This is a genomic window from Acidovorax sp. IB03, assembly GCF_016406015.1.
Lineage (GTDB): Bacteria > Pseudomonadota > Gammaproteobacteria > Burkholderiales > Burkholderiaceae_C > Acidovorax > Acidovorax temperans.
The window spans coordinates 66,720-91,867 of sequence record NZ_JAEFCH010000007.1 but is presented as its reverse complement, the minus strand read 5'-3'; the positions used below and the strand labels follow the sequence as shown (position 1 = coordinate 91,867).

Here is a 25,148-nt window from a genome sequence, read left to right as displayed (position 1 = left end):
GGGTACTTGCCCCCGGCCCTTTGTGCTCCGTCAACGGCTTGCGCCTTGCAGCGCCTGCACCTTCACCCGCTGATCAGGGTGCAGCGGCCACGCGCGGGGCGGCATCGCCCCAGTCGCCGCCCAGCGCGCGGATGAGCCCCACCGTGGCGGTGTACTGGGCGGTGCGCACCTGCAGCGCCTGGCGGCGGTTGCGCAGTTCGCTGCGGCGGGCGTCCAGCAGTTCCAGCTGGCTGACCAGGCCATGGCGGTAGCGCGTGTCTGACAGCTGCGTGGCGCGGCGGGCAGCCGTGACGGCACGGCCTTGCGCCTCGACTTGGCCAGCAAGCCAGCGCAGTGAGGCCAACTGGTCTTCCACCTCGCGGAAGGCGGTGAGCACCTGCTCGCGGTGGCTGGCCAGGGCTTGCTCCAGCCGGGCGTTGGCGCCCTGCACCTGCGCGTCGCGCTGGCCACCGTCCCACAGGGGCAGCGAAAGCAAGGCACTCACGCCCCAGGCGCGGGCCGACCACTTGAAGAGGTCGCCCAGCTCGGGCGATGCGTGGCCCGCATTGCCTGTGAGCGTGATGGCCGGGAACCACGCCGTTTGCGCCACCCCCACGCGGGCCTGTGCCGCCATCACCGCAGTCTGCGCAGCCGACACATCGGGCCTGCGGGCGAGCACCGTGCCGGGCACGCCGGGCGGGATGACGGGCAAGGCGGCGTCACCCGCAGCAGCGGGCAAGGCAAAGCTGCCGGGCACCTCGCCCACCAGCACCGCCAGGGCGTTGGCCAGCAGGGCTTGTTGGCGCTGCAAGGCCAGGGCTTCGGACTCGGTGGCGGCCACTTCGGTCTGCACGCGAGCCACGTCCAGCTCGGCCACGTCACCGGCCTGTTGGCGGCGCTGCGTCAAGCGCAGGGTGTCCTGGTACGCGGCCAGGCTTTCGTTGACGAGTTGCAGTTCGGTCTGCGCGGCGCGCAGTTGCAGGTAGGTTTGCGCCACATCGGCCTGCACCATTAGGCGCGTGCTTTGCAGCAGCGCAGCGCGGGCGTCGGCGTCCAGCCGCGCAGCATCGCTGGTTTGCGACAGCTTGCCAAACAGGTCCAGCTCATAAGACACATTGAGCCCGGCCGTGCCCAGCGTGGCGGGGGTGGCACTGCCCGTGGTGGCGGCACCGGCCTGGCGGGTGACACCGGCCGATGCGCCCACCTGCACCGAGCGCGCGGCGTCGGCCGAGCGCAGCAGCGAGCGGGCCTCGGCCAGCCGCCCTGCGGCTTGTTGGATGCTGGTGTTGGCACTGCCTGCGCGCTGCACCAGGTCGGCCAGTGCGGGGTCTTGAAAACCCAGCCACCATTCGCCACGAGGCTGGGCTTCAGCGGGCGGGGCCACCGTCCAGGGGGCGGGCGGCACGGCAGCTTGCTGGCTGCCTACGCTGAAGGCGTCGGGCACAGGCACACCGGCATGCGGTGACGGCACCACAGGCTGCGTCATGCAGCCTGCCAGCACCAAAGCTGCGGCCAGAGGGGCCAGCAGACTGCGCCTGCGGGCGGCGGGGGTCAGCACGGCCCCGGGGTGATTTGCGTTGTCTGTCATGTTGAATCTCCTGCCAGGCCCACAGCCCAGGTGTTTCAGGACTGTGGGCGGCTTTGGGCGCAGGGCCTGGGCCCATTGCAAATGGCTCAAAGGCGTTCAGGCACCTTCATGGGGGTGGCGTGGCGCTGCCAGCACGGGGTGCACGGCACTGCCTGCAGCGTGCGGGGCGTGGGAAATGGGTGCCACATGCGCGCCATGCTCCACCAGAGGGCGGTTGCCTGCCAGCTTGCGCAGCAGCACGTAGAACACGGGCGTGAGGAACAAGCCAAAGGCCGTCACCCCAATCATCCCGGCGAACACGGCCACACCCATGGCGCTGCGCATTTCTGCGCCCGCACCGGTGGACAGCACCAGGGGCAGCACGCCCATCACGAAGGCCAGCGAGGTCATCAGGATGGGGCGCAGACGCAGGCGGCTGGCCTCAATGGCGGCCTGCACCGGGCTGCGGCCCGCAAACTCCAGCTTGCGCGCAAACTCCACGATCAGGATCGCGTTCTTGGCCGATAGCCCCACCAGCACGATGAGCCCGATCTGCGTGAACACGTTGTTGTCACCCTTGGTGAGCCACACGCCCGTCATCGCCGCCAGCAAGCCCATGGGCACGATCAAGATGATGGCAATGGGCAGCGTGAGGCTTTCGTACTGCGCAGCCAGCACCAGGAACACCAGCAAGATGGCCAGCGGGACCACCAGCACCGCAGAGTTACCCGCCAGGATTTCCTGGTAGGTCAGCTCGGTCCATTCAAACGTGATGCCCTGGGGCAGCGTCTCTGCCGCAATGCGCTCGATAGCGGCCTGGGCCTGGCCCGACGAGAAGCCGGGCGCAGGGCCACCGTTCACATCGGCGGCCAGGTAGCCGTTGTAGCGCATGGCGCGTTCGGGGCCAAAGCTGGGCTCGATCTTCATCAGCGCAGACAGCGGCACCATCTCACCCGTGCTGGAGCGCACCTTGAGCGCAGCCACGTCCTCAGCCCGCGCACGGTAGGCCGCATCGGCCTGCACACGCACGCTGTAGGTGCGGCCAAACTGGTTGAAGTCGTTGGCGTAGAGGCTACCCAGGTAGATCTGCAGCGTGTCGAAGATGTCCGTCACCGGCACACCCAATTGGCGGGCCTTGGTGCGGTCGATGTTGGCGTACAGCTGCGGCACGTTGACCTGCCAGCTGGTGAACAGGCCAGCCAGCTCGGGCGTCTGGTAGGCCTTGCCCATGAAGGCTTTCACAGCGGCGTCCATGGCTTCGTAGCCCAGCGAGGCGCGGTCTTCGATTTGCAGCTTGAAGCCACCGGTGGTGCCCAGGCCCGCCACGGGTGGCGGCGGGAACATGGCGATGAACGCTTCCTGGATGCTGCCAAACGCCTGGTTCAACTGCATGGCCACGGCACCGCCACTTTGGTCAGCGCGGGTGCGCTCGGCAAAAGGCTTGAGCGTGACGAACACGATGCCCGAGTTGGAGCTGTTGGTAAAGCCGTTGATCGACAGGCCCGGAAAGGCGATGGCGTCTTCCACGTTCGGGTTGGTCTTGACGATTTCGCCCATGCGGCGAATCACGTCTTCGGTGCGGTCCAGCGTGGCGCCATCGGGCAGCTGGGCAAAGCCCACCAGGTACTGCTTGTCTTGCGCAGGCACAAAGCCGCCGGGCACCACCTTGAACAGGCCCCAGGTAGCGCCCACCAAGGCCAGGTAGATCACCAGCATCAGCGCCTTGCGGCCAATGACGCGCGTCACACCACCGCTGTAGGCATCAGAGCCGCGCTGGAACACGCGGTTGAAAGCGCCAAAGAAGCGGCCCAGCACCTTGTCCATGCCACGCGTCAATGCGTCCTTGGGCTCGTGGTGGCCCTTGAGCAGCAGTGCGCTCAGCGCGGGTGACAAGGTCAGCGAGTTGATGGCCGAGATCACCGTGGAGATGGCAATGGTGACCGCAAACTGGCGGTAGAACTGGCCTGTGAGCCCGCTGATAAAGGCCAGCGGCACGAACACCGCCACCAGCACCAGCGCAATCGCGATGATGGGGCCAGAGACTTCGCGCATGGCGCGGTAGGTGGCCTCGCGCGGAGTCAGGCCTTCTTCGATGTTGCGTTCGACGTTCTCCACCACCACGATGGCATCGTCCACCACGATACCAATGGCCAGCACCAGGCCGAACAGGCTCAAAGCGTTGATCGAGAAGCCCAGCAGGTGCAGCACCGCGAACGTGCCCACCACCGACACCGGCACCGCCAGCAGCGGAATGATGGAAGCGCGCCAGGTCTGCAGGAACAGGATCACCACAATCACCACCAGCGCAATGGCTTCGATCAGCGTCTGGATCACGGACTTGATGGACGCACGCACGAACTGTGTGGGGTCGTACGCAATCCGGTACTCCACACCTTCGGGCATGTTCTTCTGGATCTCGTCCATGGCCCGGCGCACATTGGCCGAGATGTCGAGCGCGTTGGAGCCCGGGGCCTGGAACACGCCCATGCCCACGGCAGGGTCGTTGTTGAGCAGCGAGCGCAGCGAATAGTCGGCAGCACCCAGCTCCAGGCGGGCGATGTCGCGCAGGCGTGTCACCGCGCCGTCGGCGCTGGTCTTGACGATGATGTCGCCAAACTCTTCCTCGGTCGTCAAACGGCCTTGGGCGTTGATGGACAGCTGCAGGTCCACGCCCGGCAGGCCGGGCGATGCGCCCACCACACCGGCAGCGGCTTGCACGTTTTGCCCACGGATGGCAGACACCACATCGCTGGCCGAGAGGCCGCGCTGCGCTACCTTTTGGGGGTCGAGCCACACGCGCATGGAATAGTCGCCACCACCGAAGATCTGCACCTGGCCCACGCCCTGGATGCGCGCGAGCCGGTCCTTCACGTTGAGCACGGCGTAGTTGCGCAGGTAGTCGATGTCGTAGCGGTTGTTGGGCGAGACCAGGTGAACCACCATGGTCAGGTCCGGCGCGCTCTTGACGGTGGTGACGCCCAAACGGCGCACCTCTTCAGGCAAGCGTGGCTCGGCCTGCGAGACACGGTTTTGCACCAGCTGCTGGGCCTTGTCGGGGTCGGTGCCCAGCTTGAAGGTCACGGTCAGCGTCATCACGCCATCGGTCGTAGCCTGGCTGCCCATGTAGAGCATGCCTTCCACACCGTTGATGGATTCCTCCAGCGGCGTGGCCACGGTCTCGGCGATCACCTTGGGGTTGGCACCTGGGTACTGGGCGCGCACCACCACAGACGGCGGCGCGACCTCGGGGTATTCGGAGATGGGCAAACCGCGCAATGCGATCAGCCCCCCCAGGAAGATGAGCACCGACAGCACCCCGGCAAAGATGGGGCGGTCAATGAAAAAGCAGGACAGGTTCATACAAAAAATTCCTGATGGCTCAGATCACTCACTGTGCTCACACGCGCTCACACAGCGGGCGACTTGGTGGCGCCCTGGGCTTGCTTGCGCTCGCCGGGCAGCTCTGCTTTGGCAGTCATGGGCACGGCCTGCGGTGCCAGCACGGCACCAGGGCGCACACGCTGCAAGCCGTTGACCACAATGGTCTCGCCCGCTTTCAGGCCCAAGGTCACCACGCGCAGGCCGTCCACCGGGGCGCCCAGCGTCACCTCGCGGTACTCGGCCTTGTTGCCTTCGGCCACCACCATCACAAACTTCTTGCTCTGGTCGGTGCCCACGGCGCGCTCGTTGATGAGCACGGCCTGGGTGTTGCGTGCCTGGCCCATGCGAATGCGCGCAAACTGGCCGGGGATGAGTGCGCCGTCGGCGTTGTCAAACACGGCACGCACGCGCACGGTGCCGCTCTTGGCGTCCACCTGGTTGTCAATCAGTTGCAGGTGGCCGGTGTAGGGCGTGCCGCCACTGGTGCCTGTGCCCATCTGCACGGGAATGCGCGCAAGCAACTGGCGCGCACTTTGGCCCTTGGCGCCGCTGCCCAGGTCTTGCAAGGCCTTCACCACGATCTGCTCGTCGGTGTCAAAGCTCGCATAGATGGGGCTGACAGAAACCAGCGATGTCAACACTGGCGCGCCCGCACCGGCGGACACCAGGTTACCCACGGTGACTTCGATGCGACCCACGCGACCCGCCACCGGCGCGCGCACCTGGGTGTACGACAGGTTCAGGCGTGCGGTTTGCAATGCGGCCTGCGCAGCGCGCAGGTTGGCATCGGCCTCGCGGTGGGCGTTCTGGCGTTCGTCGTGCTCGCGCTGGGCGATGGCGCTTTCTTGCAGCAGGCGGGTGGAGCGGTCCAGCTCACTGCGGGTGTACGACACCCGGGCCTGCGCGGCGGCCACCTGGGCTTCGGCGCGGTCCACCTCGGCGGCGTAGGGGGCGGGGTCCACCGTCACCAGCAGGTCGCCCTGCTTGACGAGGGCACCTTCCTTGAAGTGCACAGCCTGCAGCGCACCCGCAACACGGGGGCGCACCTCCACGCGCTGCACGGCCTCCATGCGGCCCGAGAAATCGGCCCACAGCGCTATGTCTTTTTGCAGCACGGCTGCCACGGACACAGGCACGCCCTGCGGGGCGGCGCCTGCAAAAGGGCCAGAAAGGCGTGTGGGGTGGTGACTCAGGGAATCAGCGGATCAGCGGCGTCAGGAGGACTCCCGACATCGGGTGGCTTCGAAGAACCGCCGGAACTCTTCCTGCACCGCCCCGGCACAGGGGCATTCGTGCGGGCCGGTTTCCAGCAGCGGCTCGGGCCACTTCTCGGCTTTGGCAAACACATGCTGCGTGACTTGCAGGCCTGCGGCGTGCAGGCGCGCTGCGTAGGCCAGGGCTTCGTCACGCATGGGATCGGTGTCGCCCACCAACACCAGCGTGGGGGGCAAGCCCGCCAGGCGATGGGCCGAGGCAGGCACGGCATAAGGGTGCTCGGCATCGCGCGGGCAGCGCAGGAAATTGCGCCAGCCCTGAACCCACTTGCAGTCCACCGCGTCTCCGGTGGTGCGCCGCTGCGAAGCAGACCCTACGCAAGGGTCGAGCATGGGAGACAACAAAATTTGCCCGGCCAGTGGTGGGTGGGCCTGGTCGCGCGCCATCAGCGCCACGGCCGCCGCCAGATTGCCTCCGGCCTCTTCCCCTGCCAGATACACCAAGGCCCCTTGCCCGCCCAGCTTGGTGCGATGGCGGTGCACCCACTGCAACACGCCATAGCCAGTGTCCACCGGCTGCGGAAAGGGCGTGAGCGGATAAGCCACCGACACCACCACAGCGCCCGCGCCTTCCAGCAAATGGGCCACGGTGTGGCCGTTGTCCAGATCACCCGAAACGAAAGCACCGCCGTGAAAATGCACCACCAGGGGCGACGCATGACCCGCCTTCTTGCGGCCATACATGCGCACTACCACAGGTTCACCGCTTGCCAGATCGATGGCGCTGTCTACACAGCGCGCAGCGGCAGGCTGCGCCTTGGCAGGGGCTGCTGCTGGGTGGGGCTGCGGGGTGGGACGAGGTGCGTCGGGCGGCATGGCGATGGCCTGTGAAGGAAAGGCGGGTAGGTTTGCGATGTTGGGAAATGTACCGGCTGCGCGCAAGCCGATAAACCCGGCAAACACCACTGCAGTGTTTCCAATCTCACAACAATCAAGGTGCTGGTTGCGTGTGAGAATTCTTCAGCGCCCACAGAACCTGGTTCTGTGGGCGCTGATCCACCCGTTGTCAGGATTCCAGGAGGGGCGATGGACCAAATACAGGCCATGCGCATATTCACCCGTGTCGTTGAAGCCGGCACATTCACGCGCGCCGCCGATTCGTTGTCGCTGCCCAAGGCCACCGTCACCAAGCATGTGCAAGCGCTGGAGGAGCGCCTGCGCGTGAAGCTGCTCAACCGCACCACCCGCCGCGTGACCGTGACGGCCGATGGCGCGGCCTACTACGAGCGCACCGTGCGGCTGCTGTCTGACCTGGATGACATTGAAGCCAGCATGACCAACGCCCGCGCCAACCCCATGGGCCGCCTGCGGGTGGACGTGGGCACCTCGGTGGCGCAGCTGCTCATCATTCCGCACCTGGCGGACTTCCAGACGCGCTTTCCCGACATCCAGCTCGACCTGGGCGTGAGCGACCGCACCGTGGACCTGATTGGCGACAACGTGGACTGCGTGATCCGCGGGGGCGAGCTGAGCGACCAATCGCTGGTGGCACGGCGCATTGGCAATCTGGAATTCATCACCTTGGCATCGCCCGATTACCTCGCGCGCAAAGGCACGCCGCAGCACCCGCTGGAGCTGGAAGAAAAGCACACCAGCCTGCTGTATTTTTCGCCCCAGTCCGGGCGCCACTACCCGCTGGAGTTCCGCAAAGGTACCGAGTCCATCGACATCAACGGCCCCTACCAGGTGAGCGTGAATGAAGCCAACGCCTACGTCACCGCAGCCCTGCACGGCATGGGTGTGGCGCAGATCACCAGCTTTCAAGCGCAAAAACATCTGAAGGCCGGGACCCTGGTGCAACTGCTGCCGGACTGGACGCAGCCCCTGCTCCCCATCTACGTGGTGTACCCGCCCAACCGACATTTGAGCGCCAAGGTACGCGCCTTTGTGGACTGGACGGCCGAACTGTTCCAGCGCGACCCGCACCTGCAGCGGCACGAGGCGTAACCGGCGGGCCGCCGGGGCGCTTATCCTTGGGCCCATGAACTCTGTCCCACCCACCGAACACACGCCCCCCACAGAAAGCAATGGGGCGCACACCACCGAGCCCGCACCCACGCCCACGCCCACCCTCCCTGCCGGTGCGGCGCCTGCCAAGCAGGCGCGCAACCCGCTGCACGGCATCACCCTCGAAGCGATGGTGGTGGGGCTTGCCGATTACTTTGGCTGGGACGAACTGGGGCGGCAGATTCCCATCCGCTGCTTCCAGATCGACCCCAGCGTGAGCTCCAGCCTCAAGTTTTTGCGCAAAACCCCGTGGGCACGCGAAAAGGTCGAGAGCCTGTACCTCTTCATGCTGCGCGAACGCAGGCGCAACGCCTGAAAACACTCAAGCCTCGCAGGCGCAGCCGAGCAGGGTGAACCGGGCAGCCGTTAGACGGCCCGCCCGAGCGCCTTTCAGTCGCTCACTGCGACCAAGAAATCACGGCTGATGCCCGCCCCCAGATCGTTCACCTTGTCCAGGAACTGCGTGAGGAAGGCGTGCAGTCCGTGCGACAGAATTTCGTCGATGCGGCCATATTGCAAATCGGCCAGCAGGCGGCCCGCGCGGCGCTGAGTTTCGGCCGAGTGGTTGTTGGCCAGCAGGTTCAGGTTTTCCACCACTTCATGCAGGCTGGCATGCAGTGACCGGGGCATGTCGCGCCGCAGGATGAGCAGGTCGGCCACACGCCCTGGCGTGATCACGTCGCGGTAGACCTTGCGGTACACCTCGAACGCCGAGACGCTGCGCAAGATGGCGCTCCAGTGGTAGAAGTCGTTTTCCTGGTTGCGCTCACTGGCGCGGCCAAAGAAGTCGTTCTGCACAGCATGGAACTTCACATCCAGCAAGCGCGCCGTGTTGTCGGCCCGCTCCAGAAACGTGCCCATGCGCAAGAAGTGAAAGGCTTCGTCTTGCAGCATGGTGCCCGCCGTCACCCCGCGCGAGAGGTGCGAGCGGTATTTCACCCATTCCAGAAACTGGCCGGGGTCGCGCTCAAAGGCGTTGCCCTGAAGTTGCCGGTGCAGTTCCAGCCAGGTCTGGTTGATGGTTTCCCACACCTCGGTCGTCAAGGCTCCGCGCACAGCACGTGCGTTCTCGCGCGCAGCGCGCAGGCACGACACGATGGACGAAGGGTTGTACCCATCACGGACCATGAAGTCCAGCACGTTGGCGGGCGTGATCTCATCGTATTTGGCCGTGAAGGCGGGAATCAACTCGCTGATGGAGAGCAGCCCCTCCCAGCCTTCGCGCGCAGCCTCTGCCGCCTGGGGCAGCAGCGAGGTTTCGTAGCTCACGCTCAGCATGCGGGCGGTGTTCTCTGCCCGCTCGGTGTAGCGAGACATCCAGAACAAATGGTCGGCGGTGCGGCTCAGCATGCGGCCTCCTTGAACGAAGAGGGCAGAGAACCACGCACATGCTGCGCACGTACGCGGTGTTGTGTTGAAAGCGCGCCTACGGCTCGCTTTACTGCCCGCTCGGTGTAGCGGGACATCCAGAACAGATGGTCGGCGGTGCGGCTCAGCATGCGGCCTCCTTGATCGAAGAGGGCAGAGAACCACGCACATGCTGCGCACGCACGCGGTGTTGTGTTGAAAGCGCGCCTGCGGCCCGCTTTACCGCCCGCTCGGTGTAGCGGGACATCCAGAACCAATGGTCAGCGGTACGGCTCAGCATCATTCAGTCCCTCGATTTCCCAGCACCCAGGTGTCTTTGGTGCCGCCGCCTTGCGATGAATTGACCACCAGCGAGCCCTCTTGCAAGGCCACGCGGGTCAGGCCACCGGCCACCATCTGCACTTCGCGGCCGCTCAGCACAAAGGGGCGCAGGTCGATGTGGCGCGGGGCAATGCCACTTTCCACATAGGTGGGGCAGCTCGACAGGCTGAGTGTGGGCTGGGCGATGTAGCCCGCCGGGTTGGCCAGCAGGGCGCGGCGGAAGTCTTCGATCTCGGCCTGCGTGGCGGCAGGGCCAATGAGCATGCCGTAGCCACCCGCACCGTGCACCTCCTTGACCACCAGGTCTTTGAGGTTTGCCAGCACGTACTGCAGGTCGTCCTGCTTGCGGCACATCCAGGTGGGCACGTTTTTCAGGATGGGTTCCTGGCCCAGGTAGAAGCGAATCATCTCGGGCACGTAGGGGTAGACGGACTTGTCGTCGGCCACGCCGGTGCCCACAGCGTTGCAGATGGCCACGTTGCCTGCGCGGTACGCCTCCATCAGGCCGTAGCAGCCCAGCGTGGAGTTAGGGCGGAAGACCTGCGGATCGAGGAAGTCGTCGTCCACGCGGCGGTAAATCACATCCACCCGCTGTAGGCCGCGCGTGGTGCGCATATACACGAACTTGTCGCGCACCACCAGGTCTTGCCCTTCGACCAGCTCCACACCCATCTGCTGGGCCAGGAAGGCGTGCTCGAAGTACGCGCTGTTGTGCATGCCGGGCGTGAGCACCACCACCGTGGGGTCGTCCGCCGTGGCGGGCGCGCTGGCGCGCAGGGTGTCCAGCAACAGGTCGGGGTAATGGGCCACGGGCGCCACCTTGTGCAGACTGAACAGCTCGGGGAAGAGCCGCATCATCATCTTGCGGTTTTCCAGCATGTAACTCACGCCGCTGGGCACGCGCAGGTTGTCTTCCAGCACGTAGTACTCGCCCTGGCCCTGCGCGTCGGGCGCGCGCACGATGTCGATGCCCGCAATGTGCGCGTAGATGTTCTGCGGCACCTGCACGCCCGCCATCTCTGGGCGGTACTGCGCGTTGTTCAGGATCAGGTCGGCCGGCACCACGCCAGCGCGGAGGATGTCTTGACCGTGATAAACGTCGTGGATGAAGCGATTGAGCGCCGTGACGCGCTGCACCAGCCCCTGCTGCATGCGGCTCCACTCGTGCGCCGGGATGATGCGAGGGATGAGGTCAAACGGAATGAGCCGCTCGTTGCCTGCCCCGCTTTCGTCCTTGGCGCCATACACGGCAAAGGTGATGCCTACGCGCCGGAAGATCATCTCGGCTTCAGCCCGGCGATCCTGCATCACCCCAGGGGGTTGCTGCGCCAGCCAGTGCGCATAGCGCTTGTAGTGCTCGCGCACGTCACTGCCATCAAAGGGCAGCATGGCGTACATCTCGTCAAATTTCTGCATGGACGGGCCTCCTACAGTCAGGATAGCAAGTTACGCGCCCGCCTTGGGGCTGGGCTGCGCAAAAGCAGCACAAACCCTGATCAGGATCGAAGCTGCGCACTTTGCGCCGCTCTCAGGGCACCGTGTGCTGCCAGTAGCGGCGCCCCTTGTCGCGTTCACACTCCACCACATCCGGACGGGCGGAAGACCAGATCGCCGCACCGCAGCGGGCCGACTCCACCACGGGCACCTGGCGTTGGGCGTAGCGCTGCAACACCTCGGGTGCAGGGTGGCCAAAGCGGTTGCGGTAGCCCGCCTGCACCAATGCGGTGCGCGGCTGTACCGCGTCCAGAAACGCGGGGCTGGACGAGGTCTTGCTGCCATGGTGCGGAACCAGCAGCACGTCGGCTTTGACAGGAGCGGCACGCGCCAGCAGGGCTTGCTCTTGCGCGGCTTCGATGTCCCCCACCAGCAGTGCCACGGCCTGCGCGTGCACGCCACTTGCCGCGCTGGCTACCCGCAGCACGCAGCTTGCCGTGTTGGGGCGGGTTGGGTGATCAGACTCGGCGCCCGTGGGGTGCAGCACTTCAAACGCCACTCCGTCCCACACCCAGCGCTGCCCCGCCACGCACGGCGTGGCAGGGCGCAAGGCTTGCAGCGCATGCTCGGCTTCGATCGACCCTGTCAACGCCGCCCCTGGCTGCTGGGCCAGCACGGCGGCCGCACCCCCGGTGTGGTCCGCATCGCGGTGGCTGAGCATGAGCACGTCTACCCGTTCGCCCAGCGCCCGCAGCAGCGGCACCAGCACGCGGTGGCCCGCGTCGCTTTCGCGGCTAAAGCGCGGGCCTGCGTCGTACAGCAAGGTGCGCGTGGCCGTGCGCACCAGCACGGCATTGCCCTGGCCAATGTCGGGCGCCAGCAGCTCAAACTGGCCCGGCGCAGGCCTAGGCGCCTGCCAGCAAAGCAAAGGCACCAGCAGCGGCACAGACCACAAGCGCAACTGCCATGGCAGGCGCATGGCCAGCAAGCCGCCGCCCAGCAAGGCCAGCACGCCAGCCCACAACGGTGCTGCGGGCAAAAACACCACCGCCCAGGGCCAACTGGCCAGCCACTGCAGGCCCGCCGCCAGGGGCTGCAAAGCCCACGCCGCCAGCGACCACAACGGCGCCCACACCACCCCGGCCAGCGCCAGGGGCGTGACCACCAGCGTGACCCACGGTATGGCCAGCAAGTTGGCCGCAAACCCCACCAGCGACACCTGGCCAAACAGCAGCAGGCTCAGCGGCGTGAGCGCCAGCGTCACCACCCACTGCTCACGCAATAATGCATAAAAATGGCCTCTAGCGCCTTTAGGATAAGCGTCAGCAGCTACAGAATCAGTAGCAAACAACACCCCCACGGCCACAAAGCTCAGCCAGAACCCAGCCTGCCACAGCGCCCAGGGGTCAGTCAGCACCACGGCAGCGCAGGCCAGCAACCACACCTGCGGCCAGGGCCAGCGACGGCCGCTGAGCTGCAGGGCCGCCACCACCGCCAGCATGGTCACCGTGCGCTGCGCGGGCACACCCCAGCCGCTGAACAACGCGTAGCCGCCTGCCAGCACCACGCCACACACCAGGGCCGCCGTGGGCGCCGGTACCGCCATGCACAACCGGGCCGAACGCCGCCACAGCAGCCGCACCAGGGCAGCGGCCAGCCAGGCAAACAAGGTGATGTGCAGGCCAGAAATGCTCATCAGATGCGCCACGCCCGTGGCGCGGAAGATGTCCCAATCTGCCCGGTCAATGGCCCGCTGGTCGCCCGTGACCAGGGCGGCCACCACCCCGGCCACGCGCTGGGCGGATGCCTCTTCGTCTACCGCAGTGCTGCTGACCAGGCGCTGAAAGATGGCGTCGCGTACCGACTGGCGCCATTGCTCCACCGGGTGCTGCCAGGTGGTACCCAGCCGCTCGGGGGGCTGATCTTTGGGGCCAGCGCGCACATAGCCCGTGGCCTGCACGCCCTGCTCCCACAGCCACAGTTCGTAGTCAAAGCCGTGGGGGTTGCGCAACCCGTGGGGCGCTTTCAGGCGCACCGTCATGCGCCAGCGCTCCCCTGCACGCAGCTCGGGCGGCTGGCGCTGCAAATCGACCAAGCCCTGGGCGTCACGCAGCACGCCGCCGTACCAGGACACATCGATCAACGGAGGCACCTGGGGCGCAGTGTCCGGGCGCTCGGGGGCTCGGGCGCGGCCCGCATCGGGCGCGGCATCCGCCCACTCGGCAGACTCCACCTGCAAGCGCAGGCGCACCCCGGCCTCGGTGCGCTGTGGCATGGCTGCCACCACGGCGGTGATGCGCACGTCCTGCCCCTCCATCGCCGCAGGCAGGCCCTGCCCGGCAAATGCGCTGGCCCGCAAACCACACAGGGCAAAGGCGGTAATGGCCGCCCAAAGCAGCGTGGCTATCACCCCTCCAACCCGCCACCAGGGCCGCCCTGCACCGTTCTGATCCAGCCAGCGCCTGCGCAGCAGTGGGCGGCACAGCACGCAGGCTCCCACCACGCCCATCGCGCCCAAGACACTGCCGTACACCCACATGGCCCACAGCTCGGGTTGCCACAGCTGCAGCGCGGAGCCCGCCAATACACCGCACAACATGGCAGGCAAAGGCCACAGTCTGCGAACACCGTCATCGCCCCCGTGCACACAGCGCACTGGACGAGCGCCTTCTCCACCATCGGGGCAGGAGGGCTGAAGGTGGCTATTAGAGGGGCTTATGCCAAACATGGGCTGATGCTAATGCGCCGTTGCAGCGCCCCAGGCACCGCCGATGCGGCACCGGCTGTGTAACACTTGGCGCCGCAACACCGTGTGGGCCCGGCCAGCGCTTTTTGGAGGCGCGGGCGCCCGCGCTTTCCCTCGCACTTCAACCCAAGGAAAACCATGAGCGTTTACGACAAGCTGAGCGAACTCAACATCACCCTGCCCCCCGTGTCCGTGCCTGCGGCCGCCTATGTGCCATATGTGCAAACGGGCAACCTGGTGTTCCTATCCGGCCACATCGCCCGCAAGGATGGCAAGCCCTGGGCCGCGCAGTTCGGCAAGAACATCACCACCGAAGAAGGCAAGCTGGCCGCGCGCGCCGTGGCCATCGACCTGCTGGGCACGCTGCACGCCGCCACAGGTGGTGACCTCAACCGCGTCAAGCGCATCGTCAAGGTGATGAGCCTGGTGAACTCCACCGGCGACTTCACCGAGCAGCACCTGGTGACCAACGGCGCCAGCGAGCTGCTGGGCCAGGTGTTTGGCGACAAGGGCGTGCACGCCCGCAGCGCCTTCGGCGTGGCCCAGATCCCCATGGGCGCTTGCGTGGAGATTGAGCTGATCGCCGAGCTGGCCTGATTCGGTCGCTCCACAAAAAAAGCCAACCGTTGCCGGTTGGCTTTTTTTGTTTGGGTGCTGCGCGCAGCAGCATCACTCCACGCGGGTGACGGCGTTGGGCTTGAAGCCCAGGTCCGCCGCCTTGCCCTTGCGGCCGCGTGCGGCGCGGGCGTTGTTCAAGCTGCGGATCTCCAGCGTCTCATCGCGCACCTTGCCGCCACGGCCAATGCCATCGAGGCGAATGCTGCGCGTGTAGGCTGCGGCGCCTGCAAGCTGGTCCTTGTCTTCCAGGTCGATCAGCATCAGGCCCCGGCCGCCGTTGGCCATGGTTTTCAGCTCGGTGATCTCGAACGTGAGGATACGCCCACCCACCGACGCGCAGGCCACATGTGTGGCCGGCAGCAGCGGCTTGCTGCCCGTGGTGCCCGCTGCGTGCGAAGGCACGCACACCGTTTCGCCTTCGCCCAGCGAGATGAAGGCCTTGCCGCCCTTTTGGCGCGAAACCATGTTCTCCACCGCCGCCAAAAAGCCGTAGCCGCCCGAGCTGGACAGCAGCAGCGTGGCGTTGGCCGGGCCTGCAAAGTAGTGCAGCAACTGCGTGCCGGCTTCCAGCTCGATCAGCGTGGTCACCGGCTGGCCGTCGCCCCGTGCGCCGGGCAGCAGCGACACGGCCACCGAGTACACGCGGCCATTGCTGCCAAAGGCCAGCAAGGTATCGACCGTGCGGCATTCAAACGTGCCGTACAGCCCGTCGCCCGCCTTGAAGGCAAAGCTGGCCGCCTCATGCCCATGGCCGGTGCGGGCGCGTACCCAGCCCTTTTGCGAGACGACCACCGTCACCGGCTCGTCCACCACCTTGACTTCGGCCACGGCCTTTTTCTCGGCCTGGATCAGCGTGCGGCGCGCGTCGGCAAAGGTCTTGGCGTCGGCCTCGATCTCCTTGACCATGGTGCGGCGCAGCGAGCCGGGGTTGTTCAAGATGTCTTCGAGCTTGCCCTGGCTTTCGCGCAGCTCTTTCAGCTCTTGCTCGATCTTGATGGCTTCGAGCCGTGCCAGTTGGCGCAGGCGGATCTCGAGAATGTCTTCAGCCTGCCGATCGCTCAGGTTGAAACGTGCAATCAGCGCCGCCTTGGGCTCGTCGCTGTGGCGGATGATCGCAATCACCTCGTCGATGTTGAGCAGCACGGTCTGCCGCCCTTCGAGGATGTGGATGCGGTCCAGCACCTTGTTCAGCCGGTGCTGGCTGCGGCGGGTGATGGTGGTCTGGCGGAAGGCGATCCACTCTTCCAGCATCTGGCGCAGCGACTTTTGCACCGGCTTGCCGTCGAGCCCCACCATGGTGAGGTTGATGGGGGCCGAGGTTTCCAGGCTGGTGTGGGCCAGCAGCGCGGTGATCAGTTCTTGCTGCGGAGTCTTGCCGGTTTTGGGCTCGAACACCAGGCGCACAGGCGCGTCTTTGCTCGATTCGTCACGCACCACGTCCAGCACCGCCAGCATGCTGGCCTTGAGTTGCGTCTGCTCCTGCGTCAGCGCCTTCTTGCCGGCCTTGACCTTGGGGTTGGTGATTTCTTCAATCTCTTCCAGCACGCGCTGGGTGCTGACGCCGGGCGGCAGCTCGGTCACCACCAGTTGCCACTGGCCGCGCGCCATGTCTTCGATCTTCCAGCGCGCACGAACTTTCAGGCTGCCACGGCCGGTGCGGTAGGCGTCGGCAATGTCGCCGGGGCTGCTGATGATCTGGCCGCCACCGGGGTAGTCCGGGCCGGGCACGATGGCCAGCAGCTCTTCCTGGCTCAGCGTGGGTGTCTTGATGAGCGCCACGCACGCATCGGCAATCTCGCGCAGGTTGTGGCTGGGGATCTCGGTGGCCAGCCCCACGGCAATGCCGCTGGCGCCGTTGAGCAGCGCGAAGGGCAGACGGGCGGGCAGTTGGCGAGGCTCTTCCGTGCTGCCGTCGTAGTTGGGCATGAAATCGACCGTGCCTTCGTCGATTTCATCGAGCAGCAGGCTGGTGATGCGGGACAGGCGCGCCTCGGTGTAGCGCATGGCCGCAGCGCCGTCGCCGTCGCGGCTGCCGAAGTTGCCCTGGCCGTCGATGAGCGGGTAGCGCTGGGCAAAATCCTGCGCCATGCGCACCAGCGCGTCGTAGGCCGACTGGTCGCCGTGGGGGTGGAAGCGGCCCAGCACATCGCCCACCACACGAGCGCTCTTGACGGGCTTGGCCGCCGTGTTGCGCGTGGGGCCGCTGTAGCCCAGGCCCATGCGGTCCATCGAATACAGAATGCGCCGCTGCACGGGCTTGAGGCCGTCGCACACATCGGGCAGCGCACGGCCTTTGACGACCGACAACGCGTATTCCAGATAGGCGCGCTGGGCGTAGCCCGCCAGGCCCAGGGAGTCGCCGCCGTCATCGCCAGCGGTGGTGAAATCTAAAGTGGGTTGGTCGCTCATTCGTTAGCGCTCATTCGTTCGGAATCGTCGGTAGAGGTTCATGGCTGGCGCGGCTTTGCGCCACCACGGTGTCGGGCGGCAGGTTGCCGCGGTTGTGGGCGCCGCCCTGCAGTTGCATGCGCACCCGCCCAGGGGCCGCACGATGGGCCTGCACCGGCGCCGGGGGTTTGAGCTGGTGGTACAGCGCCAGCACGGTGCGCACGTAGTTCTGGGTTTCCTTGAAGGCCGGAATCTGGTTACCCGCCCGCTGCACCGCGCCCTCGCCCGCGTTGTAGGCCGCCAAGGCCAGATCCATGCGGCCAGGGAACAGGTCCAGCAAATAACGCAGGTAGCGTGTGCCTGCAGGCACGTTCACGGCGGGGTCGGTCAGCTTTTGTTCCAGAGAGCGCTTGGCATCGGCCCGCACGCCAAAGCGGCTGGCCGTGGCGGGCATGAGCTGCATCAGGCCCACCGCGCCCTTGGGCGAAACGGCCTGCGCATCAAAGCCCGACTCGGTGGCGATCAGCGCCTGCAGCAGCTCGTAGTCCACCGCCTGCTGCTCCGACGCGGCCCGCAGGTGGTGCTTGATGCTTTTGTAGCCCGGCGCAATGTCAAAAAACGCCAGCAGGCGCGCGCCCGCGCTGGGCATGCCATGGGGCGTGACGGGTGCGTTGGCAGGCATGTCGCGGGTCGAATCGAACTCGGCACCCCGAAAGAAGAGCTGGTACCTGGCATCCAGCTGCTCGGCTGCAAAGTGCGTCACCCCGCGCTCGTCCACATGCGCCCACAGGTCAGCGTGGGCATGCTGCTGCAAAAAGCAGAGCAGCAAACCCAGCGCTGATAAGCGCAAGAGGCCAATTTTGCTAAACAACGTCATGGCAGACAGCGGGGGCAAATGCGGCTCAGCACGTCAGATATCGATCTCGACCGCATCGCCATGCAGTTCCATCAGCTCACGGCGCGCAGCAGCTTCGCCCTTGCCCATGAGCTTGGTGATGAGCCCCTCGGTGGCGGCAAAGTCCACGTCGCCCAGCTGCACGGGCAGCAGGCGGCGGGTGTCGGGGTTGAGCGTGGTCTCCCACAACTGCTCGGCGTTCATTTCGCCCAGCCCCTTGAAGCGGCTGATCTGGCACTTCTCGCGCGGCACGCCTTCCTTGGCGCATTTATCGAGGATGGCATTGAGTTCACCATCGTCCAGCGCATACATCTTGGCCGCAGGCTTTTTGCCGCGCGCGGGCACGTCCACGCGGAACAGCGGGGGGCGCGCCACGTAGATGTGCCCTGCTTCGATGAGCTTGGGAAAGTGACGGAAGAACAGCGTGAGCAGCAGCACCTGGATGTGCGAGCCGTCCACGTCCGCATCGCTCAAGATGCAAATCTTGCCGTAGCGCAGGCCGCTCAAATCGGGGGTGTCATTGGGCCCATGCGGATCCACACCAATGGCTACTGAAATGTCGTGGATTTCGTTGTTGGCAAACAGCCGGTCGCGCTCAACCTCCCAGGTATTGAGCACCTTGCCGCGCAGCGGCAGGATGGCCTGGCTTTCCTTGTCGCGGCCCATCTTGGCGCTGCCGCCAGCCGAGTCGCCCTCCACCAGAAACACCTCGTTGTGGCTGGTGTCGCGGCTTTCGCAGTCCGTCAGCTTGCCAGGCAGCACGGCCACGCCAGAACCCTTGCGTTTTTCCACCTTCTGGCCTGCCTTCTGGCGCGTTTGCGCGGCCTTGATGGCCAGCTCGGCCAGCTTCTTGCCGTATTCGACATGCTGGTTCAGCCACAGCTCCAGCGCCGGGCGCACAAAGCCGCTGACCAGGCGCACCGCATCGCGCGAATTCAGCCGCTCCTTGATCTGGCCTTGGAACTGCGGGTCCAACACCTTGGCGCTCAGCACATAGCTGGCGCGCGCAAACACGTCTTCGGGCAGCAGCTTGACGCCCTTGGGAGCCAGGCTGTGCAGCTCGATGAAGCTCTTGACGGCGTTGAACAGACCATCGCGCAGGCCACTGTCGTGCGTACCGCCTGCGCTGGTGGGGATCAGGTTGACGTAGCTCTCGCGCACCGGCGCGCCTTCTTCGGTGAAGGCCACGGCCCACGCGGCGCCTTCACCTTCGGCAAAGCTCTCGTTGCCGCTGTCGGCAAAGCCTTCACCTTCAAACAGGGGGATGACCGGGTCGGCAGTCAGCGTCTGCGTCAGGTAGTCGCGCAGGCCGCCCTTGTATTGCCAGGTCTGGGTGTCGCGCGTCTTCTCGTTGATGAGCGAGACAGACACGCCGGGCATCAGCACCGCCTTGCTGCGCAGCAGGTGGGTGAGTTCACCCATGGGCAACGCGCTCGATTCAAAGTACTTGGCATCAGGCCACACGCGCACGGTGGTGCCCTGCTTGCGCTCACCGGCCTCCAGCGGGCGGACCACCAGCGGCTCGACCACATCGCCGCCCGAGAACACCAGGCGTGCCACCTGCCCTTCGCGGTGGCTGCAAGCCTCCAGCCGCGTAGCCAGTGCGTTGGTCACGCTCACGCCCACGCCGTGCAAGCCGCCCGAGAAGCTGTAAGCCCCGCCCTTGCCCTTGTCAAACTTGCCACCCGCGTGCAAGCGGGTGAAGACCAGTTCAATCACCGGGGCCTTCTCTTCGGGGTGCATGCCAAACGGAATGCCCCGGCCATCGTCTTCGATGCTCACCGAGCCATCTGTGTGCAGCGTGACCTTGATCTTTTTGCCGTAGCCGGCCAGTGCCTCGTCGGCGGCGTTGTCCAGCACTTCCTGAATGATGTGCAGGGGGTTGTCGGTGCGGGTGTACATGCCCGGGCGCTGCTTGACGGGCTCCAGGCCCTTGAGCACGCGGATCGAGCCTTCGGAATATTCGCTTGCGGAAACTGAGGAGGGTTTGGCTGCCATGGCGCGGATTGTAGTGGGGCAGTGCCGCAAAGGCTGGATAAAAAACCAGTCGCGCGCCCCGTCTCTCGCACTGTATTGGTCACTGGTGTGCCAGCACAATTCCCGCAATCTGGCTACATTCCTGTGAATGCATATGAATCCTCCGAAACTATCCATGTTCCAGGTGCTGGCCTGCGGGGCTGCCATCGTCACGCTGTCCATGGGCGTGCGCCACGGCTTTGGCCTGTGGCTACAGCCCATCACCCAAGAGATGGGGTGGACCCGCCAGTCGTTCGCTTTTGCGATTGCGCTGCAAAATCTGTCGTGGGGCGTGATCGGGATCTTTGCGGGCATGGCGGCCGACCGGTTTGGCGCCTTCCGCGTGCTGATGGGCGGTGCCGTTTTGTACGGCCTGGGACTGGCGGGCATGGCGCTTTCGCCCACCCCGCTCTTGTTTGCACTCACCACCGGCCTCTTGATCGGGGCAGCGCAGGCAGGCACCACCTACGCCGTGATCTACGGCGTGCTGGGCCGGCAGATTGCGCCCGAGAGGCGCTCTTGGGCCATGGGCGTGGCCGCAGCGGCAGGCTCGTTCGGGCAGTTTCTGATGGTGCCGGTGGAAGGGTGGCTGATTGCCAGCCTGGGCTGGCAGCAGGCATTGCTGGCGCTGTCGATGGCGGTGCTGCTGATCATTCCGCTGGCATTTGGCCTGCGGGAACCGGGCTTTCAGGGGGCCGCACCACCGAAGCGTGACCAAACCATTGGCCAAGCCCTGCGGGAGGCCTTCAGCTACCCCAGCTTCAATTTGCTGATGGCGGGCTACTTTGTGTGCGGCTTCCAGGTGGTGTTCATCGGCGTGCACATGCCCAGTTACCTCAGGGACAACGGCTTGTCGCCCCAGGTGGCCAGCTATGCGCTGGCACTGATCGGGCTGTTCAACGTGTTTGGCACCTACATCGCGGGCACCCTGGGGCAGCGCATGCCACGGCGCTTCATCCTCTCGTTCATTTACCTGGCGCGGGCCGTGGCGATCAGCGTCTTTTTGCTGGTGCCGCTGTCGCCCCTGTCGGTCTACATCTTCTCGGCCGTGATGGGCACCTTGTGGCTGTCTACGGTGCCCCCCACCAACGCCACCATTGCCCAGATTTTTGGGGTGCAGCACCTCTCGATGCTGGGCGGGTTTGTGTTCTTCAGCCACCAGCTCGGCAGCTTCATGGGCGTGTGGCTGGGCGGTTACCTGTACGACGCCACTGGCAGCTATGACATCGTCTGGTACATCGCCATTGGGCTGGGTGTGCTGGCAGGGCTGGTGAACCTGCCCATCAAGGAAGCGCCCATCCAGCGGGCACAGCCGCAAGCGGCGTGAACAACGCAGTTTTTGCCGCCATGGCTTCACATTCCCCCACCACCCCACCCCGCCGCCCGTGGCTGCGCGGGCTGGGCTGGTTTGCAGCCATCGCCGCCTGCCTGGCCGTGTTTGCGATGTACACGGTGCCAGACTTCATGGTGATGGTGGCCGACAAGGTGTGGTCGTGTTTTTGACTTCAAGCATTTCTGGCCTCTAGCGCTTGATAGATAAGCGCAAGTAGCTATCAATTCAATAGCACAACCACATGCACGGTACGGAAGCTCCCTCGTCCTGGGTCCAGCGATGGACGCATCTGATTCCACCCCACGCCACGGCGCTGGACCTGGCCTGCGGCGCAGGTCGCCACATGCGCTGGCTACAGGCCCAGGGCCTGCAGGTGACGGGCGTGGACCGCTCCCCCGAAGCCATTGCCGCCTGCACCGGACTGGGCGAGCTGATCTGCGCCGACATTGAAAACGGGCCCTGGCCTTTGCCCAGCCGGCAGTTCGGGGCCGTGGTGGTGACCAACTACCTGTGGCGCCCCTTGCTGCCCGCCGTGCTGGCCAGCCTGGCGCCCGGCGGCGTTCTGATTTACGAAACCTTCGCGCAGGGCCACGAAACCGTGGGCAGGCCCAGCCGGGCCGATTTTTTGCTGCGCCCCGGCGAGCTGCTGCAGGCTTTTGGCGCGCTGCGCACCGTGGCCTACGAGGATGGATACCTCGAAAACCCGGCGCGGTTTGTGCAGCGCATTGCCGCCGTGCGGGAAACACCTCACCCCGAGGCACCTGCGCGCCACAGACTGCAGCCCTTGTCTAGTTAGAATGCCCTTTTACCGTTTCCATCTGCGGACATGACCTCTTCTTCCGTGCCCCTCACCGGCAGCATCGTCGCCCTTGTCACCCCCATGCATGAGGACGGTAGCGTTGACTACCCCGCCTTGCGCAAACTGATCGACTGGCACATCGCTGAAGGCACCGATTGCATCGGCGTCGTTGGCACCACGGGCGAATCGCCCACGGTGAATGTGGAAGAGCACTGCGAAATCATTCGCGTGGCCGTGGAGCAAGCCGCCAAGCGCGTGCCCATCATGGCTGGTTGCGGTGCCAACTCCACTGCCGAAGCCATCGAACTGGCCAAGTTCGCCAAGAAGGTCGGCGCCGACACGCAGCTCCAGGTAGTGCCCTACTACAACAAGCCCACGCAAGAAGGCCAATACCAGCATTTCAAGGCGATTGCCGAGGCCGTGGGTGACCTGCCCACCATCCTCTACAACGTGCCCGGCCGCTCGGTGGCGGATATGCAGCACGACACCGTGCTGCGCCTGGCCCAGGTGCCCGGCATCATCGGCATCAAGGAAGCCACCGGCAACATCGAACGCGCCCAGTGGCTCATCCGCGAAGCCCCCAAGGGCTTCGGCATCTACTCGGGTGACGACCCCACCGCCGTCGCCCTCATGCTGTGCGGCGGCCATGGCAACGTGAGCGTCACAGCCAACGTGGCCCCCAAGCTGATGCACGAACTGTGCGTGGCGGCCATTGCAGGTGACGTGAAGCGCGCCATGGAAATCCAGTTCCAGCTGATGCCCGTACACAAGCACCTGTTCGTGGAAGCCAACCCCATTCCCGTAAAGTGGGCGGTGGCCCGCATGGGCCTGTGCGGCGGAACCTTGCGCCTGCCCATGACTCCACTGTCCAAGAGCAACGAAGCCGTGGTCGAAGGCGCGCTGCGCAGCAGCGGCCTGCTCTGAGCCGCGAAACCTCCCCGACATTCCAAGGATTTCCGAGTGAACGCAAATACCCGCCTGGGCCTGCTGGCCCTTGTTGCTGCCCTGTCAGCCTGCTCGACCCTTGAAGGCGACAAGATCGACTACAAAAGCGCCACCAAGGGCTCGACCCTGGAAGTGCCCCCCGACCTGACCCAGCTCGCCAAAGATTCGCGCTACGCCGTGCCTGGCGGCACCGTTTCTGCAGCCGCTCTGCAGGCAGGCCAGCAAGCGGCACAACCTAGTGCCGCCAGCCAGGCCGCTGCCACCTCCATCGGTGACGTTCGCATTGAGCGCGATGGCAACCAGCGCTGGCTCGTGGTCAACCGCCCCGCAGATAAGCTGTGGGAGCCCGTGCGCGAGTTCTGGCTGGAGAACGGTTTCATCTTCACCCAGGACCAGGCCAACCTGGGCATCCTGGAAACCGACTGGGCTGAAAACCGTGCCAAGCTGCCGCAGGATGTCGTCCGCGCTGCTTTGGGCAAGGTGTTCGATTCTTTGTACTCCACTGGCGAACGCGACAAGTTCCGCACCCGCCTGGAGCGCAATGCTAACGGCGGCACCGACATCTTCATCAGCCACCGCGGCATGATCGAGGTGTATACCAACACCCAGAAGGATCAGACCGTCTGGCAGCCCCGCGCGGCAGACCCCGAGCTGGAAACTGAATTTCTGCGCCGCCTGATGGTCAAGCTGGGCGTCAGCCAGGAACAATCCAAGGCGATTGCCGCCACCGCGCCTACGCAGCAAACCCCGGCAGCCCGCATTGCCACGGTGAACAACGCGCCCGTAGTGCAACTGGCTGAGAACTTTGACCGCGCCTGGCGCCGTGTGGGCCTCGCCCTGGACCGCACCGGCTTCACAGTGGAAGACCGCAATCGCAACGACGGTTTGTACTTCGTGCGCTATGTGGCGCCCAACGCCGACAAGAAAGAGCCCGGCTTCTTTGGCAAACTCTTTGGCGGCTCGTCTGCTGCCGTTCCACCGCTGAAGTACCGCATCGCCGTGCGCAGCGAGGGCAATGCCTCCACCGTGTCCGTGCTCAACGAAGCTGGCGCCCCCGAGTCGTCCGCCAACGCAGAGCGCATTGTTCGCGTGATTGCCGACGAGTTGAAGTAACCCTCTGCCCACTCAGGCCCTGCGCCTGACGTGCCCCGCCAGCTCCCCACAGGGCTGCGGGGCTTTTTTTATGCACACACCAAAACGTCTCCCATGCTGCGACTGAAAAACCTGGGCAGCGGCAGCGCCGGTAACGCGACCTTGATTGAAGGCAGCGACGGGCTGCGCACACGCCGCCTGCTGGTGGATTGCGGCCTGGGCGTGCGGCAGCTCGCAGCCCGGCTGGACCAGGCGGGCCTGGCCTGGAGCGACATTGCGGCCATCTTCATCACCCACGAGCACTCAGATCACATTGGCTGCGCGCGGTCTATCGCACTGAAGCATCGCATCCCCATCTGGATGAGCCACGGCACACATGCCGCCCTGGGCTCCCCGGACTTCAACGGGCTGCTGCGCATTGCTCACGACCTGGAGCCCATCGACCTGGGCTGCTGGCAAGCCACCCCCTTCACCGTACCGCACGATGCCCGCGAACCACTGCAACTGAGAGGCACCGATGGTGCAGTGCACCTGGGCATTCTGACCGACCTGGGACACGCCAGCGAGCATGTCAAAACGCAACTGGCGGGCTGTCACACCCTGCTGGTGGAGGCCAATCATGACCCTGCCATGCTGGCGGCATCGCGCTACCCTCTGTTCCTGCAACGCCGCATTGCAGGCCCCTATGGTCACATGGTCAATACAGCGACCGCTGAGCTTTTGGCAGCGCTGAAACACCCGTCGCTAGGCCACGTGGTGGCCGCCCACCTGAGCGCCCACAACAACACACCCGCGCTGGCGCAGGAGGCCCTGGCCAGCGCGCTGGATTGGCCGCCTGAGCGCATCGGCGTGGCCAGCCAGACGAAGGGAACGCCCTGGATCTCGGTGGGAATGGCTGGATAGAAAGCAAATCCTGCTGGCAAAGCAAGCGATGACCCCAACGGCTGCCCCGTTGCAATCTGAGCGACGGCATGGTGCCACCAAA

The 25,148-nt window shown here is 65.5% G+C and carries 20 protein-coding genes and 1 pseudogene; 9 read left to right on the top strand and 12 right to left on the bottom strand.

Annotation, left to right across the window (positions count from 1 at the left end):
- Positions 1-73 precede the first annotated feature (73 nt).
- The 4 genes and pseudogenes from IHV84_RS06075 to IHV84_RS06060 form a co-directional block, all read right to left on the bottom strand.
- Positions 74-1,567 carry an efflux transporter outer membrane subunit gene (locus IHV84_RS06075; RefSeq protein ID WP_198846219.1) on the bottom strand — a complete coding sequence of 498 codons (1,494 nt, stop codon included), beginning with the start codon at positions 1,565-1,567 and terminating at the stop codon, positions 74-76.
- A gap of 96 nt (positions 1,568-1,663) precedes the next feature.
- Positions 1,664-4,906, bottom strand: coding sequence for an efflux RND transporter permease subunit (locus IHV84_RS06070; RefSeq protein WP_198846218.1), 3,243 nt, complete (start codon positions 4,904-4,906; stop codon positions 1,664-1,666).
- Between the two features lie 47 nt (positions 4,907-4,953).
- Positions 4,954-6,090 (bottom strand): annotated as a pseudogene (locus tag IHV84_RS06065) (efflux RND transporter periplasmic adaptor subunit); the annotation flags it as partial.
- A 51-nt stretch (positions 6,091-6,141) separates the two neighbouring features.
- Complete coding sequence (locus IHV84_RS06060; RefSeq protein ID WP_198846217.1) at positions 6,142-7,017, bottom strand: alpha/beta hydrolase; 876 nt, start codon at positions 7,015-7,017, stop codon at positions 6,142-6,144.
- 210 nt (positions 7,018-7,227) lie between these two features.
- Between IHV84_RS06060 and IHV84_RS06055 the strand changes: the two genes are divergently transcribed.
- Positions 7,228-8,148 (top strand): LysR family transcriptional regulator, encoded by a 921-nt coding sequence (locus IHV84_RS06055; protein ID WP_142081650.1) that lies wholly within the window; start codon positions 7,228-7,230, stop codon positions 8,146-8,148.
- Positions 8,149-8,182: 34 nt separating this feature from the next.
- Positions 8,183-8,524, top strand: coding sequence for a VF530 family DNA-binding protein (locus IHV84_RS20340; protein WP_233099814.1), 342 nt, complete (start codon positions 8,183-8,185; stop codon positions 8,522-8,524).
- 74 nt (positions 8,525-8,598) lie between these two features.
- Here the strand turns inward: IHV84_RS20340 and IHV84_RS06045 are convergent, their stop codons facing one another.
- The 5 genes from IHV84_RS06045 to IHV84_RS06025 all read right to left on the bottom strand — a co-directional run bounded on the left by IHV84_RS06045 (position 8,599) and on the right by IHV84_RS06025 (position 13,930).
- The gene (locus tag IHV84_RS06045; RefSeq protein ID WP_198846216.1) at positions 8,599-9,558 is read right to left on the bottom strand and encodes an alpha-E domain-containing protein; all 960 of its coding nucleotides are present in this window, start codon (positions 9,556-9,558) and stop codon (positions 8,599-8,601) included.
- Positions 9,552-9,707, bottom strand: coding sequence for an alpha-E domain-containing protein (locus IHV84_RS06040; RefSeq protein WP_198846215.1), 156 nt, complete (start codon positions 9,705-9,707; stop codon positions 9,552-9,554). Before IHV84_RS06040 ends, IHV84_RS06045 begins: the two co-directional genes overlap by 7 nt.
- On the bottom strand, positions 9,701-9,856 hold the full coding sequence (locus tag IHV84_RS06035) for an alpha-E domain-containing protein (RefSeq protein WP_198846214.1): 156 nt from the start codon (positions 9,854-9,856) through the stop codon (positions 9,701-9,703). Before IHV84_RS06035 ends, IHV84_RS06040 begins: the two co-directional genes overlap by 7 nt.
- Entirely contained in the window at positions 9,856-11,313 is a 1,458-nt protein-coding gene (locus IHV84_RS06030) for a circularly permuted type 2 ATP-grasp protein (protein WP_198846213.1), read from the bottom strand. Before IHV84_RS06030 ends, IHV84_RS06035 begins: the two co-directional genes overlap by 1 nt.
- A 112-nt stretch (positions 11,314-11,425) precedes the next feature.
- Positions 11,426-13,930, bottom strand: coding sequence for a DNA internalization-related competence protein ComEC/Rec2 (locus tag IHV84_RS06025; protein WP_233099842.1), 2,505 nt, complete (start codon positions 13,928-13,930; stop codon positions 11,426-11,428).
- A gap of 285 nt (positions 13,931-14,215) precedes the next feature.
- Here IHV84_RS06025 and IHV84_RS06020 point away from each other — a divergent pair, with 285 nt between their 5' ends.
- Positions 14,216-14,674, top strand: coding sequence for a RidA family protein (locus IHV84_RS06020; protein ID WP_066784266.1), 459 nt, complete (start codon positions 14,216-14,218; stop codon positions 14,672-14,674).
- A gap of 72 nt (positions 14,675-14,746) precedes the next feature.
- Here IHV84_RS06020 and parC read toward each other — a convergent pair whose 3' ends face one another.
- The 3 genes from parC to IHV84_RS06005 are packed head-to-tail and all read right to left on the bottom strand — an operon-like array spanning position 14,747 to position 19,976.
- A complete protein-coding gene (parC, locus tag IHV84_RS06015; RefSeq protein ID WP_198846211.1) occupies positions 14,747-17,104 on the bottom strand; it encodes a DNA topoisomerase IV subunit A in 2,358 nt (785 codons plus the stop codon).
- Between the two features lie 10 nt (positions 17,105-17,114).
- A complete protein-coding gene (locus IHV84_RS06010) occupies positions 17,115-17,960 on the bottom strand; it encodes a lytic transglycosylase domain-containing protein (RefSeq protein WP_044401496.1) in 846 nt (281 codons plus the stop codon).
- A gap of 33 nt (positions 17,961-17,993) precedes the next feature.
- Positions 17,994-19,976, bottom strand: coding sequence for a DNA topoisomerase IV subunit B (locus IHV84_RS06005; RefSeq protein WP_198846210.1), 1,983 nt, complete (start codon positions 19,974-19,976; stop codon positions 17,994-17,996).
- 127 nt (positions 19,977-20,103) lie between these two features.
- Here IHV84_RS06005 and IHV84_RS06000 point away from each other — a divergent pair, with 127 nt between their 5' ends.
- The 6 genes from IHV84_RS06000 to IHV84_RS05975 all read left to right on the top strand — a co-directional run bounded on the left by IHV84_RS06000 (position 20,104) and on the right by IHV84_RS05975 (position 25,066).
- Positions 20,104-21,321 carry an MFS transporter gene (locus IHV84_RS06000; RefSeq protein WP_198846209.1) on the top strand — a complete coding sequence of 406 codons (1,218 nt, stop codon included), beginning with the start codon at positions 20,104-20,106 and terminating at the stop codon, positions 21,319-21,321.
- 20 nt (positions 21,322-21,341) lie between these two features.
- Positions 21,342-21,497 (top strand): hypothetical protein, encoded by a 156-nt coding sequence (locus IHV84_RS05995; protein ID WP_198846208.1) that lies wholly within the window; start codon positions 21,342-21,344, stop codon positions 21,495-21,497.
- 71 nt (positions 21,498-21,568) lie between these two features.
- Positions 21,569-22,123, top strand: coding sequence for a bifunctional 2-polyprenyl-6-hydroxyphenol methylase/3-demethylubiquinol 3-O-methyltransferase UbiG (locus IHV84_RS05990; RefSeq protein WP_198846207.1), 555 nt, complete (start codon positions 21,569-21,571; stop codon positions 22,121-22,123).
- A 30-nt stretch (positions 22,124-22,153) separates the two neighbouring features.
- A complete protein-coding gene (gene dapA, locus IHV84_RS05985) occupies positions 22,154-23,050 on the top strand; it encodes a 4-hydroxy-tetrahydrodipicolinate synthase (RefSeq protein WP_044401484.1) in 897 nt (298 codons plus the stop codon).
- Between the two features lie 36 nt (positions 23,051-23,086).
- Positions 23,087-24,184 (top strand): outer membrane protein assembly factor BamC, encoded by a 1,098-nt coding sequence (gene bamC, locus IHV84_RS05980; protein ID WP_142081675.1) that lies wholly within the window; start codon positions 23,087-23,089, stop codon positions 24,182-24,184.
- 93 nt (positions 24,185-24,277) lie between these two features.
- Positions 24,278-25,066: an MBL fold metallo-hydrolase gene (locus IHV84_RS05975; RefSeq protein ID WP_198846206.1), complete on the top strand. Its 789-nt coding sequence runs from the start codon at positions 24,278-24,280 to the stop codon at positions 25,064-25,066.
- The last annotated feature ends 82 nt before the right edge of the window (positions 25,067-25,148 follow it).

Bases quoted from the DNA above. Each gene is read 5' to 3' on its own strand.
- IHV84_RS06030 (WP_198846213.1), bottom strand. From the start codon at position 11,313: ATGCAGAAATTTGACGAGATGTACGCCATGCTGCCCTTTGATGGCAGT.
- IHV84_RS06035 (WP_198846214.1), bottom strand. From the start codon at position 9,856: ATGCTGAGCCGTACCGCTGACCATTGGTTCTGGATGTCCCGCTACACC.
- parC (WP_198846211.1), bottom strand. From the start codon at position 17,104: ATGAGCGACCAACCCACTTTAGATTTCACCACCGCTGGCGATGACGGC.
- IHV84_RS06070 (WP_198846218.1), bottom strand. From the start codon at position 4,906: ATGAACCTGTCCTGCTTTTTCATTGACCGCCCCATCTTTGCCGGGGTG.
- dapA (WP_044401484.1), top strand. From the start codon at position 22,154: ATGACCTCTTCTTCCGTGCCCCTCACCGGCAGCATCGTCGCCCTTGTC.
- IHV84_RS06075 (WP_198846219.1), bottom strand. From the start codon at position 1,567: ATGACAGACAACGCAAATCACCCCGGGGCCGTGCTGACCCCCGCCGCC.
- IHV84_RS05990 (WP_198846207.1), top strand. From the start codon at position 21,569: ATGCACGGTACGGAAGCTCCCTCGTCCTGGGTCCAGCGATGGACGCAT.
- IHV84_RS06020 (WP_066784266.1), top strand. From the start codon at position 14,216: ATGAGCGTTTACGACAAGCTGAGCGAACTCAACATCACCCTGCCCCCC.
- IHV84_RS06045 (WP_198846216.1), bottom strand. From the start codon at position 9,558: ATGCTGAGCCGCACCGCCGACCATTTGTTCTGGATGTCTCGCTACACC.
- IHV84_RS06055 (WP_142081650.1), top strand. From the start codon at position 7,228: ATGGACCAAATACAGGCCATGCGCATATTCACCCGTGTCGTTGAAGCC.
- IHV84_RS06025 (WP_233099842.1), bottom strand. From the start codon at position 13,930: ATGTTGTGCGGTGTATTGGCGGGCTCCGCGCTGCAGCTGTGGCAACCC.
- IHV84_RS06010 (WP_044401496.1), bottom strand. From the start codon at position 17,960: ATGACGTTGTTTAGCAAAATTGGCCTCTTGCGCTTATCAGCGCTGGGT.
- IHV84_RS06000 (WP_198846209.1), top strand. From the start codon at position 20,104: ATGCATATGAATCCTCCGAAACTATCCATGTTCCAGGTGCTGGCCTGC.
- IHV84_RS06040 (WP_198846215.1), bottom strand. From the start codon at position 9,707: ATGCTGAGCCGCACCGCCGACCATCTGTTCTGGATGTCCCGCTACACC.
- IHV84_RS20340 (WP_233099814.1), top strand. From the start codon at position 8,183: ATGAACTCTGTCCCACCCACCGAACACACGCCCCCCACAGAAAGCAAT.
- IHV84_RS05975 (WP_198846206.1), top strand. From the start codon at position 24,278: ATGCTGCGACTGAAAAACCTGGGCAGCGGCAGCGCCGGTAACGCGACC.
- IHV84_RS06060 (WP_198846217.1), bottom strand. From the start codon at position 7,017: ATGCCGCCCGACGCACCTCGTCCCACCCCGCAGCCCCACCCAGCAGCA.
- IHV84_RS06005 (WP_198846210.1), bottom strand. From the start codon at position 19,976: ATGGCAGCCAAACCCTCCTCAGTTTCCGCAAGCGAATATTCCGAAGGC.
- IHV84_RS05995 (WP_198846208.1), top strand. From the start codon at position 21,342: ATGGCTTCACATTCCCCCACCACCCCACCCCGCCGCCCGTGGCTGCGC.